The sequence below is a fragment of the Proteus hauseri ATCC 700826 genome, from assembly GCF_001654965.1.
In the GTDB taxonomy this organism is placed as follows: Bacteria; Pseudomonadota; Gammaproteobacteria; order Enterobacterales; family Enterobacteriaceae; genus Proteus; species Proteus hauseri.
The window spans coordinates 36,293-51,626 of sequence record NZ_LXEV01000004.1; the positions used below are offsets into that span (position 1 = coordinate 36,293).

Genomic DNA, 15,334 nt, shown 5'->3' on the forward strand with positions numbered 1-15,334 from the left:
CTGTGAATATCTGTTTAGTTTGTGAAGAAGGCGCTGATAACAGCGCCTTATCTGATTTAGCCGCCCGTTGGGGATTGGTTCACGACGATACTCAAGTAATGGCGTTAGTTTTAACGCCAACTCACCTTGAGCTACGTAAACAAGATGAGCCTAAATTAGGGGGTATTTACGTTGATTTTGTTGGTGGCACTATGGCACATCGTCGTAAATTTGGTGGTGGCCGTGGCGAAGCTGTTGCAAAAGCTATCGGTATTAAAAAAGATTATTTACCCGATGTTGTGGATGCAACAGCCGGGTTAGGTCGAGATGCCTTTGTACTTGCTTCTATTGGCTGTAACGTAAGAATGGTCGAGCGCCATCCTGTTGTTGCTGCATTGCTTGAAGATGGTTTAACACGGGCTTATGCAGATGCGGATATTGGTGAGTGGATGCAAGAGCGCATGAAATTAATTCATGCTTCATCAATCCAAGCATTAACTGAAATAACACCACAACCCGATGTGGTTTATTTAGACCCTATGTATCCCCATAAAACTAAAAGTGCATTAGTTAAAAAAGAGATGCGCGTATTTCAATCTTTAGTGGGTGCCGATGAAGATGCAGATGCATTACTGGCACCAGCAATGAATTTGGCGAAAAAACGAGTAGTCGTAAAGCGTCCTGATTATGCTGAGCCGTTAAACAATCAGCCTTCACATGCTAGTGTAACAACCAAAAATCATCGTTTTGATATTTATCCCTGCATTTAATTTATTCGTAATAACAATTTATTCGTAATAACAAAATAGTTGAGGGGCATTTAGCCCCTCTTTGCTACTAGTTTTTAATTTTTTGTAATACTAATTTTTCAGCTTATTGAATAGTATATCCACCATCAATGACAAGATTATGGCCATTTATCATATCTGAAGCGTTACTCGCTAAGAATACAGCGGCGGCCGCTATTTCTTCAGGCTCTGCGAAACGCCTTGCAGGAATTTGAGCCTTCATGTTTTCTCCCTTTTCACCTTCCCACGCTTTCTTACCTAAATCAGTCATCACAATAGTTGGCGATATTGCATTGATTTGTAATCCTTTTGGTGCCCATTCTAATGCCATAACTTTTGTCATATTAATAATTGCCGCTTTACTGGCACAATAAGCAATATGTTCAGGCAATGCGACAACCCCAGCTTGAGAAGCTAAATTAATAATTTTACCTTGTCCCCTTTGCAACATATGTCGACCAACTTCTTGGCATAATAAAAATGTACCTGTTAAATTGACAGACAAGGTTTTATTCCAATCATCAAGGGAAAGTGATTCTGCGGGTGCTAATGCCACAATCCCTGCACAATTTACCAAAATATCAATACGATCAAACTCTTCAATCACCGAATGTATAGCTCTTTTTACAGACTCATCATTTGAAACATCGCACTGAATACCCACCGCATTATTTAATCGCTGAGCGATTTGCTCAACCTGTTCTGATCTGTCTAATAACGCGACTTTAGCGCCTTTCTCAATAAACATTTGAGCCATTGAAAGCCCTATACCAGCACCACCACCCGTGATCACTGCGACTTTATTTTGGAGTGTAAAATCAATCTGAGTTGCCATACATCCTCCTGCTATAAAATGAATACTCAATTAAAGAGCCACTCTTTTAAGCATAGCAGATGAAAAATTAGGCTAAGAATATAAGGGGATTATCTGGCAAAGTCTGACGGGTGTTTAACACCCGTACAGAATAAAGAAAAATATTACAATACACCTTGCGCTAGCATCGCATCGGCAACTTTTACAAAACCCGCAATGTTGGCACCTTGAATATAGTTAGTTTGCTTACCTTCACCGCCGTAATTTACGCAAGCGTGATGAATATCTAACATAATATGATGTAGACGAGCATCTACCTTCTCAGCTTTCCAACTCAAACGTGCTGCGTTTTGAGCCATCTCTAAACCTGATGTGGCCACACCACCTGCATTGGCGGCTTTACCTGGAGCAAATAAAACACCAGCTTCAATAAAGGCATCCGTTGCTGCAATTGTCGTTGGCATATTCGCGCCTTCTGCAACGGCTTTAACGCCATTTTTGATTAACACTTTAGCCGCTTCAAGATCTAATTCATTTTGTGTTGCACAAGGCAGTGCAATATCAACAGCAACAGCCCAAGGTTGTTGCCCTGCAAGATAAGTCAGACCAAACTCTTTGGCATATTCTTCAACACGACCATAGTTATTTTTAATCTCAGTTAAGCGTGCAAGCTTTTCCGTTGTAAAACCGGCTTCATCAACAACCGTCCCACCAGAATCGGACGCTGTGACAACTTTAGCACCTAACTCTAAACATTTCTCGATAGTAAACTGCGCCACATTACCTGCGCCAGAAACCGCTACACGCATCCCATCAAGAGACATACCATGACGTTTAAGCATTGCGTCAGTAAAATAAACTAAACCGTAACCTGTCGCTTCTGGGCGAATTAAACTACCACCAAAAGAAAGCCCTTTGCCCGTAAATACACATTCATTGCTGTTAGACAGTTTTTTCATCATCCCTGCCATAAAGCCAACTTCTCGTGCACCTACGCCAATATCACCTGCGGGCACATCCGTATTTGCGCCTAAATGACGATAAAGCTCGGTCATTAATGCCTGACAAAAACGCATTACTTCACCATGACTTTTACCTTTAGGATTAAAATCTGAACCACCTTTAGCGCCACCCATTGGCAATGTAGTTAATGCATTTTTAAAAGTCTGTTCAAAACCAAGGAATTTTAGGATTGATAGATTAACGGAAGGGTGGAAACGCATCCCGCCTTTGTAAGGGCCAATAGCAGAGTTAAACTGAATACGCCATGCACGGTTAACCTGGACTTGTCCTTTGTCATCTAACCAACAAACACGAAACTGAATAATACGTTCAGGCTCAACTAATCGCTCAAGTAATGATTGTTCACGATATTGTGGATTTTTATCTAAAAAAGGCCACAAAGTAGTAAATACTTCACGTACCGCCTGATGATACTCAGGTTGATGAGCGTTATATTTTTCTACCCCTTCTAAAAATGAAGACAACGAGCCAGATATAGTCATTCAGCTATTCCTTTTTTGTGTGATGTGATGTGTGTATAACCTCATTTATTCGGAATATTTTTGGGTTTTGTGAGGTCGATATTGTTTTGCCTCTTGAATATATCATTAAAACACATTCACACTTCAAGACATTTTTTTCATAATTAGACAAAAAAAAAAGCTTGACCCTTCGCAAGGGTATTCAAATCAGGAATTGTGGGCAAAAAAATACCTGCATAAGCAGGCATTTTTTTTGCTTAAAAAAGCAATTAATTATTCTTCATCGTCTTTTAGAGGAACAATTAACATATCAACATGGACTGTGTTGATGAGCTGACGCGCTGATGACATCAACTTACTCCAGAAATCTTGATGATGACCACAAACGACTAAATCCATATCGTATTTTTTAATTGCATCAACAAGGACTTGACCTAAATCACCACTACCACTGAGTGTTTCCTGAATTTCATAACCAGAGTTATCAGACAGGTCTTTTAATGCGTTACGGGTTTCATCAGTGATGCGCTGTTGCATATCACCAAGGTTGACATCAATTAGACCCGTGTACAGATCAGAATAGTTAACATCAACGTGAATTAAGGAAACTTTGGCATTATAGGGTTTTGCCATAGATACAGCTTTCTGTACCAAGACGTTACTCTCAGGGGATAAATCAACTGCCACTAGAATATGCTTATAAGCCATCGTGAACTCCTTCCATAAGCTGATTAATCGGTCGGAAAGGCTTTACGCCTATATCCTTTACATTAAATATAACGTTTTAAGATGAAAGTTAGATGTCGTCTAGATCACAACTTAACGCAAATTACATCAAGAGAGCATCTATCGGTAAATAACAATATACTACATTTTACATTAGCACTATCTAGCTGCCATCGAAATGAGCATAATAATGTGAATTTAGTACAAAAAATAATAAAAACACCCTTTTAGAGTTAATTTTTAATCCATTCTTTGAAAAACTAATCAACTTAATAAAGTCGCTTTTATTTATTCGGTAATTTCACCTAAACTTAAATAAGAGAAAATATAACCTCTGTAGGTAAAGGTTTTCTCATCTCAGAATCAATTATTCTAGGGAGGGGATTATGTTTAGTGTCATTGTTATATTTTGGGCGCTGTGTATTCTTTGCCTGATTAATATGATGCGTTATTTCTCATCTATTCGGGTATTATTATCCATATTGCGCCAATCGGATCCTTTGCTTTATCAATCTGTTGATGGCAATGGTTTTTTTACTACGCATGGGCAGTTTTCAAAACAACTACGTCTTATTCGTTATATTAATCAGCGACAATATACTAACCATCATGATCCTGAAGTCATCATGCGCTGCGAGCGAATTTATCGACAATTTTACCTTATCAGCCGTTTTTGTATTCTTGTCGTCGCAAGTCTAATCGCCCTATTATTTTGCTAATTATAGATAAAAAAACGGTGACCAAAAGTCACCGTTTTTCAATAATTAGGATCTTGTTACTGTTATCAGCTGCTCACGAGAAGTGATAACGATATCCAATAAAGCACACCAGATAAGATGATACTAACAGGTAAAGTTAAAATCCAAGCCAAGGCAATGCTTTTCACTGTCTTAGTTTGAACACCACCACCATCAATAATCATAGTACCAGCAACGGCAGAAGAAAGTACTTGTGTCGTTGATACAGGCATACCTGTATAACTTGCCACACCGATAGAAACCGCTGCAGTTACCTGAGCAGAAACACCTTGAGCGTAAGTCATACCTTTCTTACCAATTTTTTCACCGATAGTTACGGCAACACGCTTCCAACCAACCATAGTCCCAATAGAGAGCGCTAAAGCAACAGAGATAATGATCCAAATTGGAGCATATTCCACTGTATTTAGCAGGTCACGACTCAATGTTTTTAAGAACCGCGCATCTTGGGTACTTGTTTCTGGTAGCTTAGCAACTTCTGTTGCTGTATCGGCAATACACATCAGTAATCGACGCATTTGAGCACGTTGGTCTGCACTCAGTTCATCGTAAGAGCTTATATTTGCAAGCATTTGCTCTGTTTGATTAAGAACAATTGGTGTTCTTGCACTATTACAATGAAATTCATCGTCAGCTGTTGCAGATTCGGCTGATACTGCTGGTGTATTTTCAATAGCGTGCTGTAATGCTGGCTGATGTTTTTCATAATACTGTTGTAAATGTACAACGGCATCATGGGTTCGAGTGATGTCATATCCACTCGCATTCATATTGACGACAAAGCCCGCAGGCGCTACGCCAATAAGAACCAGCATGATAAGACCAATCCCTTTTTGCCCATCATTCGCACCATGAGAGAAGCTCACACCTATCGCAGATAAAATCAGCGCAGTACGAGTCCAGAATGGTGGCTTACGCTTACCATCTTGTTTCTCACGTTCTGCTGGTGTTAGGTGAATACGGCGGCGTTTTTTCGTTCCACTCCAGTAACGGCGTAGAATAAAAATCATCGCACCCGCAATAACTAAACCAACAATTGGGGAAAGAATGAGTGAAAGGAAGATGCTGATCATTTTTGGTACGTTTAACGCATCAACAATGGACGAGTCCGTGATGATAGCGTTCGTTAAACCGATACCAATAATTGCACCTATCAGCGTATGTGAACTTGATGCTGGAATACCTAAATACCATGTACCTAAGTTCCAGATAATGGCGGCTAACAGCAACGAGAAAACCATGGCGAGGCCATGTGAAGAGCTCACATTTAGCAGAAGGTCTGTCGGTAACAAATGAACAATAGCATAAGCTACGCTCAACCCACCGAGCAAAACCCCGAGGAAGTTAAACACACCCGCCATCACGACCGCAAATTGCGCTCGCATTGCACGAGTATAGATAACAGTTGCTACCGCATTTGCGGTATCATGGAAGCCGTTGATAGCTTCGTAAAATAGCACAAAAATAAGTGCTAAAACCAACATTAAACCTGTATGAAATTCCAGGCCAGTAAACAAATGTAGCATAGACGTTAAGCCAGTTAGTTGGACATGAACGCGGCGCATTATCATGGACAAATGCGAACGGTGGAAGCGAAATTTAACCTTTTTTTGATTTGATAACTAAGAAACTCAAAGTGTTTCTCTAATAATACTTTATATATCATTAGATTAGCAAAAAAATAAAAAAAGTAAATTTCTGTCAATATTTCAGCTTGCTAATAAGAATTTAGGTGAAAAATGTGGATTTCTCCATATAATTTTACAAATTTACTCTGATCTTACGCAAAAATCATTGATAAGTAATTAGAGATAACCAAAAACGAGACTTTATTGTGGGATCATTCGATACAGTAATTATAGGTGCAGGAGCCGCTGGGCTCTTTTGTGCATCAATAGCAGGACAAGCCGGTTTATCTGTTTTAGTGCTCGATAATGGCAAAAAAGCCGGTCGAAAAATTCTTATGTCAGGAGGCGGTCGTTGCAACTTTACTAACATGTATATCGAGCCTTCTGCCTATTTGTCAGAAAATCCCCATTTTTGTAAGTCAGCACTTGCTCGCTATACACAATGGGATTTTATTGAGTTAGTACAAAAATACAAAATTACCTATCATGAAAAAACATTAGGGCAGCTATTTTGTGACGACTCAGCACAACAAATTGTTGATTTATTGCTCACAGAGTGCCAAAAAGGGAAAGTGAGTATTCGCTTACGTAGCGAAGTTACTCAAATAGAAAAAATAGAAGACGGATTTACGATTTTTGTTGATGGTAATGAAATTTCGACCCCTTCAGTAGTGATAGCAAGCGGTGGTCTTTCAATGCCAGGCTTAGGTGCTACCCCTTTTGGTTATCGCATCGCAGAGCAATTTAACCTTCCCGTTTTACCTACTCGAGCAGGATTAGTCCCTTTCACTTTGCATAAACCATTATTAGAGCAGCTAAATTCGCTTTCTGGTGTTGCGGTACCCGCAATAGTGACTGCAAAAGATGGTACTAGCTTTAAAGAAAATATTCTGTTTACTCACCGTGGGCTTTCTGGCCCAGCTATTTTGCAAATATCAAGCTATTGGCATCCTGGTGAGTATGTGAGCATCAACTTACTTCCTAATATTGAGCTTCAAGCATTATTGCAAGCAAAGCGCCAAGAGCACCCTAATCAATCATTAAAAAATACCCTTTCTCGTTTATTGCCAAAACGTCTTATCGAAATAATGATTGAAACAAAGCAACTACCTGATGTGGCTTTAGCTCAACTAAGTAATGAACGTATAGAGCAAATTGTAACGCTGCTACAATCATGGCAAGTACAACCCAATGGCACTGAAGGCTATCGTACAGCCGAAGTCACATTAGGAGGCGTCGATACTCGCGCCCTTTCCTCTAAAACGATGCAAGCTTCCAGCGTTAAAGGACTCTATTTTATTGGCGAAGTGGTTGATGTAACTGGTTGGTTAGGCGGATATAACTTTCAATGGGCGTGGAGTTCAGCTTATGCCTGTGCTCAGGCACTTATTTCAATGCCTAAATAAGTATTATTGAGTTTGAAAATTATAAATTACAACATACCAAATACAGCCATCATAAATTATTGATGGCTTATTATTATTTAAATTTTGATTTATTCTCATAACCTTGCCATATCCTCTATTTTAATATGGAGATAATCGATATTTTACTCCTATTTCTACTTTAATAACCCTACAAAGAATATGAGTAACTCTTTGGTTATATTAATCTTTTAAAAAAAAGAAAAATAAAATAACTCTTTAATCAGAGGGTTAACTGTATTTCTATACTTTATCGTATTTTGTTTAAAAAAAAGACTTTACAAATGATACTGATAACCATTATCATTATCAACACTTTCAGATGCACCTCCTTCAGGGTCATATGAAAGAACGACATTGCTCACATTGCTTCCAGTGTTTTATTTTAGCCAGCCGGGTGCTGGCTTTTTTCTTTCCTACTTTTATCTTCTTCAACTAAGTTCTTCTTCGATGTTTTTGTTCCCTCTTATTCAAATTATTTGGATCCTCAGATTAAATTCCTCCGCTGTTTTACTTTGTGCTATTGCGTAAACTGTGTTCAACAACTTCAGAGAAGGAAATACACAATGATTTATCTACGCAAAGCAAACGAAAGAGGACATGCTAATCATGGTTGGCTAGATAGCTGGCATACCTTCTCTTTCGCAAATTATTATGATCAAAACTTTATGGGTTTTTCTGCTTTACGCGTGATTAACGAAGATCGCGTTATTGCAGGTGAAGGTTTCGGTACGCATCCTCATAAAGATATGGAAATTTTAACCTATGTACTTGAAGGTAATATTGAACATAAAGACAGCATGGGTAACAAAGAAAATGTACCGGCTGGTGAATTTCAGATAATGAGTGCAGGTACTGGTATTACTCATTCTGAATATAATCCTAATCATCAGCAAGGGCTGCATTTTTACCAAATTTGGATTATGCCAGACACCGTAGGTATTACACCGCGTTACGCTCAACGCCGCTTTGATACAACAGAAAGCAAGCAGTTGATCTTATCGCCAGATGCTCGTAATGGTTCGTTAAAAGTTTTTCAAGATATGACGCTATGGCGTTGGAACTTGAAAAAAGGCGAGCTAGCCGAATATCAACCAGAACAAGGTCGAAATGTTTGGTTACAAATAGTAAAAGGTAAAATAACTATTAATGACACAATTGCGACCACGAGTGATGGTGTTGCTATCTCAAATGAGGATATTATTCGTTTCGTTGGCGACGAAGACAGTGAGGTTTTACTGTTTGATTTGCCAGCAGTAACAGCATAGTTGGGTTACCACCCTAAAGTCACTTTTTCTCTAAACAACCTATTTCACTTTGTTTTCTTTTAAATCCCCTGAATGACGAAAGTAGTTCAGGGTTTTTTTTACTTATTTTTCGGTAAAAAAATCCCAAAGTGGCAAACTACCGACTTTGGGACTGTATGATTAATGACTACTTAGCAATTAACTAATAACTAACGTTTGGGTCCAACTTTTGTGAGAGCCTGACCTGCTGGTGTATCCGTATATTTATCGAAGTTTTTCACAAAACGATCTGCGAGATCGTCTGCTTTTACATCCCATTGAGTTTTATCTGCATAAGTATCACGAGGATCTAAAATCTCACCATTAACACCAGGTAGCGCTGTTGGGATCTCTAAATCAAACACTGGTAATGTTTTCGTTGGCGCTTTATCAATATCACCACTTAAGATGGCATCAATAATCGCACGGGTATCTTTAATTGAAATACGTTTACCTGTTCCATTCCACCCCGTATTAACAAGATAAGCTTTAGCACCTGAATCTTGCATACGTTTTACTAATACTTCAGCATATTGCGTTGGGTGCAAAGATAAGAAAGCCGCACCAAAACATGCAGAAAATGTTGGTGTAGGTTCTGTTACACCACGCTCTGTACCTGCTAATTTTGCGGTAAAACCAGATAAGAAGTGATATTGCGTTTGCTCTGGTGTTAACCGTGAAACCGGGGGTAATACACCAAAGGCGTCTGCCGTTAAGAAAATAACTTTCTTAGCATGACCCGCTTTAGAAACTGGTTTTACGATATTATCGATGTGATAAATGGGATAAGAAACTCGGGTATTTTCTGTTTTTGTGCCGTCGTCAAAATCAACTGAACCGTCAGATAACACCACTACGTTTTCTAATAGAGCATCGCGTTTAATTGCACCGTAAATATCTGGCTCGGCTTCTTTTGAAAGATGAATAGTTTTTGCATAGCATCCACCTTCAAAGTTAAATACGCCGTCATCATCCCAACCGTGTTCATCATCACCAATCAGTTTACGCTTAGGATCTGTAGAAAGTGTAGTTTTGCCTGTACCCGATAAACCAAAGAATATGGCAACATCTCCACTTTCACCAACGTTTGCAGAACAGTGCATAGAGGCGATGCCTTTAAGAGGAAGGAAGTAGTTCATCATAGAGAACATCCCTTTCTTCATTTCACCACCGTACCAAGTACCACCAATTAACTGAATGCGTTCAGTTAAATTAAATGCAACAAAGTTCTCTGAATTCAGCCCTTGTGCTTTCCAATTTGGATTTGTACATTTCGCACCGTTCATCACAATAAAGTCTGGTGTAAAATTCACCAACTCTTCTTGTTCAGGGCGAATAAACATATTCTTAACAAAATGCGCCTGCCAAGCCACTTCCGTAATGAAACGAACTTTTAAGCGAGTGTCTGCGTTGGCACCACAAAAAGCATCAACAACAAACAATCGTTTGCCTGATAGCTGTTCAGTAACTAATGATTTTAAATCAGCCCAAACCTCTTGAGATAACGGCTTATTATCATTTTTACCTTTACCCTGATCAGCCCACCAAACTGTGTCACGGGTTATATCATCACGAACAATGTATTTATCTTTCGGAGAACGTCCAGTGAAAATACCAGTATCAACGGCAATAGCACCTAATGAAGTTAAGGTACCACGCTCATAACCTGTTAATTCAGGTTTAGTTTCTTCATCAAATAACAGCTCATAGCTAGGGTTATAAACGATTTCACTAATGTCATGGATACCATACTGCTGGAGATCCTTTGGGGTAAGACCTTTAACGCTCATAGTTTTGCTCCTGATAAATAGACTTTTCTATGAACAATATTAAGGTGTTACGATTTATTAACAGCGATTGTTATCAATATTTTGAAAATTTATAATTTTTTTATGTTCAGAACGAGAGCTAATGCACAAAACTACAGTAAAATTGTTGAATAAAAAAGGGTGCAAAATAGCACCCTTCTTATAATATCACCTTGCTAAATCGAATCAGTGCAATTCTGACTTATCTAACTTATTGATATTCTTAACATCATCTTCATTGAAGATGTAGTGTGTACCACAATACTCGCACTCCATATCAATATTTCCTTGTTCTTGCAACAGGTGATTCACATCTTCTTCTGACAATGTTACTAATGTATCTTCACATCTTTCTCGAGAACAAGTACAACGAAATTCAACACGTTGAGGCTCATAAAGCGTCACATCTTCTTCATGATATAAACGATGCAATATCTCTTTAGTATCAAGAGTAAATAGCTCTTCTGCTTTTATCGTATGGGTCAGTTGAGTCAATAATTCAAAATGTTCCGCAGTCTGTTCTACTGAGTGTTCTTCAGTAGCCGGTAGCACTTGCAATAGCATACCAGCCGCTGCGGCTTTACCCGCTTGCATACCACTACGAATAAAGACTTGAGTAGGTAGCTGCTCAGACTGTTTAAAGTAGTTATCAATACAAGCTTCTATGGTTTCACCATCAAGGGCAACAATCCCCTGATAACGTTCACCTTTTTTAGGTGTAACAGTGATAACCATAAAACCATTACCGATCATCTCTTTTAGTGTACTTCCTGCTTTAACATCTTCTTCTCCAACGCGTGCAACACCGCGCATTTGTTGGTTGTTATTACCATTAATTACGACCAAACGAACAGGGCCATCACCTTGTAATTGAACCGTAATATCTCCTTCAAATTTAAGCGTTGCTGTTAACAAACTTGTTGCAACGAGTAAATCACCCAGAAGACATTGAACTGGCTCAGGATAATGATGATTTTCTAACATTGATTGATAGGTTTCAGTCACATTGACTATTTCACCGCGTACCGCGTTTTTTTCAAATAAAAAACGTGATAAAGAGTCTTTTTTAGACATAATTTTCTCTCATTTCAGGGAGTCGGTTAATCCGACTCTTGTAAATTTGTCTGTTTGAAGCGAAGTAAGGTGCGTCTTTCCTTTTTATCAGGACGACGTTCAGGATGAGGCATTGTTAACGCATTCATTTTTCTTGCTAGAGCAATTTTTTCTCTTTTAGCAATACTCTCTGGCGTTTCGCAATACAGCGCTTGTGCTTGTGTAGCACCTTGTCGCTGTGCACTTACCATTAAAATGGTTACCGTCCGTTCATCATTACCTTGTCGTAAACGTATTTCAGCACCGACTTCAACGGTTTTACTCGGTTTACCTCGCACACCATTATAATGGACTTTACCGCCCTCAATCATTGTGCGTGCGATAGCGCGTGTTTTATAAAAACGCGCAGCCCAAAGCCATTTATCTAAACGGACACCGCTTTCTTGCGATAGTTGACTCATCCTTTCTCCTTAAGCTTCTTTGTGAAGGCGATAGTGATAACACATAGCCTTCCACAACAAAGTACTTACTGAGGAGGGCGATAAAAACAGTGCTCGTAATAGAGACTGATTTTATTCATGCGTTGGTTATTATGTCGCCGACGCCGGATGATAAGAAATAGGTTCAACATAAGGAACCCTATAGCAACGAGTAATAATAACGTATTACCGATATAATATAACATCGTCATTGAGTCTGGCAGGCTATGCAAAAAGATCTGTAAAGTACCATTCGCATCAACAACCATTCCGGTGATAACACCACCAGTATCAAAAGGTGTATGTAATAAAATATCTGATAAACGCTGAAGTTCTCGCCATTGTTCTAGCGGGGTTGGTTCAAATACAGAATTTGAATTTGACGCGTAATCAACGAGCTGCTTTCTTTCATCACTGATTAACAGCACACCTCCTGGTGGAGGGCTATTTAACAGTATTGCGGCTTTATCTATTTCTCTATAGATAAAAGAAGATGTGGTGGTGTCGATGAGCTTTTCCAAGGCCTCAGCACTAACTGCACGTAATAAAACATTGGTACCCGTTAATTTGCCACTTTCTGCTCGTTGTACTAACGCTGGCCAATCATTGACGTTACTTAAATTAACTAACGCCATTTTAAGCCGAATACATTCATTTTCTCTTGGGCATAAATCTTGTGTTTTCAATATAATGCCATCGAAATTATCCAACAGATTCATACCCGATTTGGTAATTGCTTGTCCTAAACTTGGGTTCACCCGATTATTAGAAATAGGATGTAGCTGTTCTTCAACCATATGCAGTAAAGCTGCTGCTTTTTCTATCGTACTCGATTCTGGCATCGGCATCGGATTACTGTTATTCCAATAAATGCCTGAACAATCAAAGGGAGCAAAAATTGTTTTATTATTTTTACTTGAAAGGTTAGGCGGCATATAGCACATCCCTACCCCTTTAGCCTGAATAATATCACCCACATGCAATGTTGTGGTTTCCAACTCTGTAAAATTAGTCACTAAATGAGGTTCGGTATCTTTCAACCATGAAAAACTTAATTTCATAGAAAGAGAAAGGGGTTGATAAAGATACAACATCACAATAATAAACAGACTCCATAAAACGAAAATAATATTTTTAATATAACGTTTATATGGATAATTTTTTTCTTCATCATGCAAAGAAAGATAGCTACCTTGCTTTATTACATGATGATTAGGATACATTTCTAAATAAGTAACTTTATCAATATCATTTTGAATATAAGGCTCCCAGTGGGGGGGATAAACAAGATCAATACCACCTAAAGAGATATTTTTAACTTGCCCATGATCAAAGTTACCAAAAAGCCCCCAACGCTTTAAACGACCTTTAAAACAGTGAACTTCTTGTTTACGTGGTTTAATTAGTGGCCGGTGAATAAGAAATATTCCGAGAAGAAAAAAGGCACCACCAGTTGCTAAAATTAAAGGGAGAAAAACTTGGGGCATCATCAATGCTGTTAGCCATAATGTCAGCCCAATGCAAACAAAAGAGCCATCCCAAAAGCCTGATGAATTATGTAATCGGTACTCTTCGTTAGTTTCTTCACGGATCTGCAATAAATGGGCTGCATCACCCTCATTTTTTTGAATGGTTGATGAACCATTTGCTAATATAGGTTCTGAAAGTTGTTTTAAGCTTAATGCAGAAAAATGTGATTTCTCATCTTTTAGAAAGTGCCCATTAACACCCACAACAATAGGAATTGATGGGGTACAAACAACATCTAAAACATTCTCTTGTTGGAGATAAGGAACTAATAAAGGGGGAATGTGGATTTCTACGGCATCAATATAATAGCGCCAATGGTTTAACCCTTCGGCAGAACCAGCAAATCGGTTAACGATATTTCGTAATGTCGTCACCACCTCGCCTTTGGCAGGTATTTCAGGAAAGTTTTGTAATGAATAACCTGAAGAGAAATCCGATGTACCAAAATAAGATAAATAATCAGCAATAAGCCCATAATCATCTGGGGTAAGTTTACGATGAGTGGGTTTTGCAAGCGAGGGAAGATGATGTGAGTCATCAAGCCGCCTTCTTTTAAAGAATAGAAAGGCGGCCATTATAAATAGGCTAATCATAAAGATAGCCAATATAATGACTGATAATCTCATTTTTTCCCCATGCTTATACTGATGCTGCGTAATAACAATAACAAAATTGAAACCCTGCCTAACATAAGGCAATTCCTATTCTTTTGTTCTATTTTTTATTTAAATACAATAGATTATATTTTTGTAGTCGCGTTATAATTTATAACTCTTATCAATTTTATATCCGCCTACTGCGCTATCTTCAATTAAAATAGCGAATCAATAAATAATAATATTCTCAAAAAATCAATCAATAACTGGGTGTAGTAGCGGAGTGTACTCAATTTTCCCTTAAAAGCTAAATCTAATTGTTAGATTTATTTTGTCATTAATGTGTTAAATTCGGGTTAATCTCTTTTATTGTCAGGGGCTGTTATGAACCAACTAAAAAAACCAAATATACTTAATATTGATAACATTGCCCGTTCTCGATTATTTCAGATCCAATCCGTTAATCTGGAATTTAGTAACGGGGAAAAACGTATTTACGAGCGTATGAAACCCGCTAATCGTGAGGCGGTGATGATTGTTCCAATTATTGATGATCACCTTATTCTTATTCGTGAATATGCTGTTGGTATCGAAAGCTATGATTTTGGTTTTCCTAAAGGAGCGATTGATCCAGGCGAAAATGCAATTCAAGCAGCTAACCGAGAACTCAAAGAAGAAATTGGTTATGGTGCCCACTGTTTAACTGAAATTGCAAAGCTCTCTATGGCTCCTTCTTATTTTTCTAGCAAAATGAATATTGTTATTGCTGATAAGCTTTATCCAGAACAACTTGAAGGTGACGAGCCGGAACCATTGATTCAAATTCGTTGGCCTATCGCAAAAATGATGGATTTACTCGATCACCCAGATTTTACTGAAGCACGCAGTGTCAGTGCGCTATTTCTGGCTCATCGCTTTTTACAAAAACAGCAATAGTAATAGAAACTAAAAAGCCGGATTATTACATCCGGCTTTTTAACT

General features: G+C 38.4%; 13 protein-coding genes. 5 read left to right on the top strand and 8 right to left on the bottom strand.

The annotated features are described in order from the left end of the window. Nucleotides 1–2 precede the first annotated feature (2 nt). Nucleotides 3–749 (top strand): 16S rRNA (guanine(1516)-N(2))-methyltransferase RsmJ, encoded by a 747-nt coding sequence (gene rsmJ / locus M997_RS01230; protein ID WP_064718304.1) that lies wholly within the window; start codon nucleotides 3–5, stop codon nucleotides 747–749. Between the two features lie 103 nt (nucleotides 750–852). Here the strand turns inward: rsmJ and M997_RS01235 are convergent, their stop codons facing one another. The 3 genes from M997_RS01235 to uspA form a co-directional block, all read right to left on the bottom strand. After that, a complete protein-coding gene (locus M997_RS01235) occupies nucleotides 853–1,602 on the bottom strand; it encodes an SDR family oxidoreductase (protein WP_064718305.1) in 750 nt (249 codons plus the stop codon). A 143-nt stretch (nucleotides 1,603–1,745) separates the two neighbouring features. Beyond that, nucleotides 1,746–3,086, bottom strand: coding sequence for an NADP-specific glutamate dehydrogenase (gdhA, locus tag M997_RS01240; protein WP_064718306.1), 1,341 nt, complete (start codon nucleotides 3,084–3,086; stop codon nucleotides 1,746–1,748). A gap of 252 nt (nucleotides 3,087–3,338) precedes the next feature. After that, nucleotides 3,339–3,773, bottom strand: coding sequence for a universal stress protein UspA (gene uspA / locus M997_RS01245; RefSeq protein ID WP_004246661.1), 435 nt, complete (start codon nucleotides 3,771–3,773; stop codon nucleotides 3,339–3,341). Between the two features lie 404 nt (nucleotides 3,774–4,177). On the opposite strand from uspA, the gene uspB reads away from it, so the two are divergent. After that, the gene (gene uspB, locus M997_RS01250) at nucleotides 4,178–4,510 is read left to right on the top strand and encodes a universal stress protein UspB (RefSeq protein ID WP_064718307.1); all 333 of its coding nucleotides are present in this window, start codon (nucleotides 4,178–4,180) and stop codon (nucleotides 4,508–4,510) included. 65 nt (nucleotides 4,511–4,575) lie between these two features. On the opposite strand, the gene pitA is transcribed toward uspB, so the two are convergent. Further along, nucleotides 4,576–6,075 carry an inorganic phosphate transporter PitA gene (pitA, locus tag M997_RS01255; RefSeq protein ID WP_064718333.1) on the bottom strand — a complete coding sequence of 500 codons (1,500 nt, stop codon included), beginning with the start codon at nucleotides 6,073–6,075 and terminating at the stop codon, nucleotides 4,576–4,578. A gap of 308 nt (nucleotides 6,076–6,383) precedes the next feature. On the opposite strand from pitA, the gene M997_RS01260 reads away from it, so the two are divergent. Further along, a complete protein-coding gene (locus M997_RS01260; protein WP_064718308.1) occupies nucleotides 6,384–7,583 on the top strand; it encodes a BaiN/RdsA family NAD(P)/FAD-dependent oxidoreductase in 1,200 nt (399 codons plus the stop codon). Between the two features lie 584 nt (nucleotides 7,584–8,167). Further along, nucleotides 8,168–8,869 (top strand): pirin family protein, encoded by a 702-nt coding sequence (locus M997_RS01265; protein ID WP_064718309.1) that lies wholly within the window; start codon nucleotides 8,168–8,170, stop codon nucleotides 8,867–8,869. Between the two features lie 188 nt (nucleotides 8,870–9,057). Here the strand turns inward: M997_RS01265 and pckA are convergent, their stop codons facing one another. From pckA to umoB, 4 genes are all read right to left on the bottom strand, one after another. Next, nucleotides 9,058–10,677 carry a phosphoenolpyruvate carboxykinase (ATP) gene (pckA, locus tag M997_RS01270; protein WP_064718310.1) on the bottom strand — a complete coding sequence of 540 codons (1,620 nt, stop codon included), beginning with the start codon at nucleotides 10,675–10,677 and terminating at the stop codon, nucleotides 9,058–9,060. A 204-nt stretch (nucleotides 10,678–10,881) separates the two neighbouring features. Beyond that, complete coding sequence (gene hslO, locus M997_RS01275; protein WP_064718311.1) at nucleotides 10,882–11,769, bottom strand: Hsp33 family molecular chaperone HslO; 888 nt, start codon at nucleotides 11,767–11,769, stop codon at nucleotides 10,882–10,884. 26 nt (nucleotides 11,770–11,795) lie between these two features. Beyond that, nucleotides 11,796–12,209 carry a ribosome-associated heat shock protein Hsp15 gene (gene hslR / locus M997_RS01280; protein ID WP_064718312.1) on the bottom strand — a complete coding sequence of 138 codons (414 nt, stop codon included), beginning with the start codon at nucleotides 12,207–12,209 and terminating at the stop codon, nucleotides 11,796–11,798. A 65-nt stretch (nucleotides 12,210–12,274) separates the two neighbouring features. After that, a complete protein-coding gene (gene umoB, locus M997_RS01285) occupies nucleotides 12,275–14,383 on the bottom strand; it encodes a flagellar biogenesis regulator UmoB (RefSeq protein ID WP_064718313.1) in 2,109 nt (702 codons plus the stop codon). A gap of 354 nt (nucleotides 14,384–14,737) precedes the next feature. On the opposite strand from umoB, the gene nudE reads away from it, so the two are divergent. Then, nucleotides 14,738–15,289 carry an ADP compounds hydrolase NudE gene (gene nudE / locus M997_RS01290; protein WP_064718314.1) on the top strand — a complete coding sequence of 184 codons (552 nt, stop codon included), beginning with the start codon at nucleotides 14,738–14,740 and terminating at the stop codon, nucleotides 15,287–15,289. Nucleotides 15,290–15,334: the final 45 nt, after the last annotated feature.

Excerpts from the sequence above, each read along its gene's own strand:
- uspA (WP_004246661.1), bottom strand. The coding sequence starts at position 3,773 with ATGGCTTATAAGCATATTCTAGTGGCAGTTGATTTATCCCCTGAGAGT.
- M997_RS01235 (WP_064718305.1), bottom strand. The coding sequence starts at position 1,602 with ATGGCAACTCAGATTGATTTTACACTCCAAAATAAAGTCGCAGTGATC.
- pitA (WP_064718333.1), bottom strand. The coding sequence starts at position 6,075 with ATGCTACATTTGTTTACTGGCCTGGAATTTCATACAGGTTTAATGTTG.
- hslR (WP_064718312.1), bottom strand. The coding sequence starts at position 12,209 with ATGAGTCAACTATCGCAAGAAAGCGGTGTCCGTTTAGATAAATGGCTT.
- hslO (WP_064718311.1), bottom strand. The coding sequence starts at position 11,769 with ATGTCTAAAAAAGACTCTTTATCACGTTTTTTATTTGAAAAAAACGCG.
- nudE (WP_064718314.1), top strand. The coding sequence starts at position 14,738 with ATGAACCAACTAAAAAAACCAAATATACTTAATATTGATAACATTGCC.
- umoB (WP_064718313.1), bottom strand. The coding sequence starts at position 14,383 with ATGAGATTATCAGTCATTATATTGGCTATCTTTATGATTAGCCTATTT.
- gdhA (WP_064718306.1), bottom strand. The coding sequence starts at position 3,086 with ATGACTATATCTGGCTCGTTGTCTTCATTTTTAGAAGGGGTAGAAAAA.
- M997_RS01265 (WP_064718309.1), top strand. The coding sequence starts at position 8,168 with ATGATTTATCTACGCAAAGCAAACGAAAGAGGACATGCTAATCATGGT.
- pckA (WP_064718310.1), bottom strand. The coding sequence starts at position 10,677 with ATGAGCGTTAAAGGTCTTACCCCAAAGGATCTCCAGCAGTATGGTATC.
- uspB (WP_064718307.1), top strand. The coding sequence starts at position 4,178 with ATGTTTAGTGTCATTGTTATATTTTGGGCGCTGTGTATTCTTTGCCTG.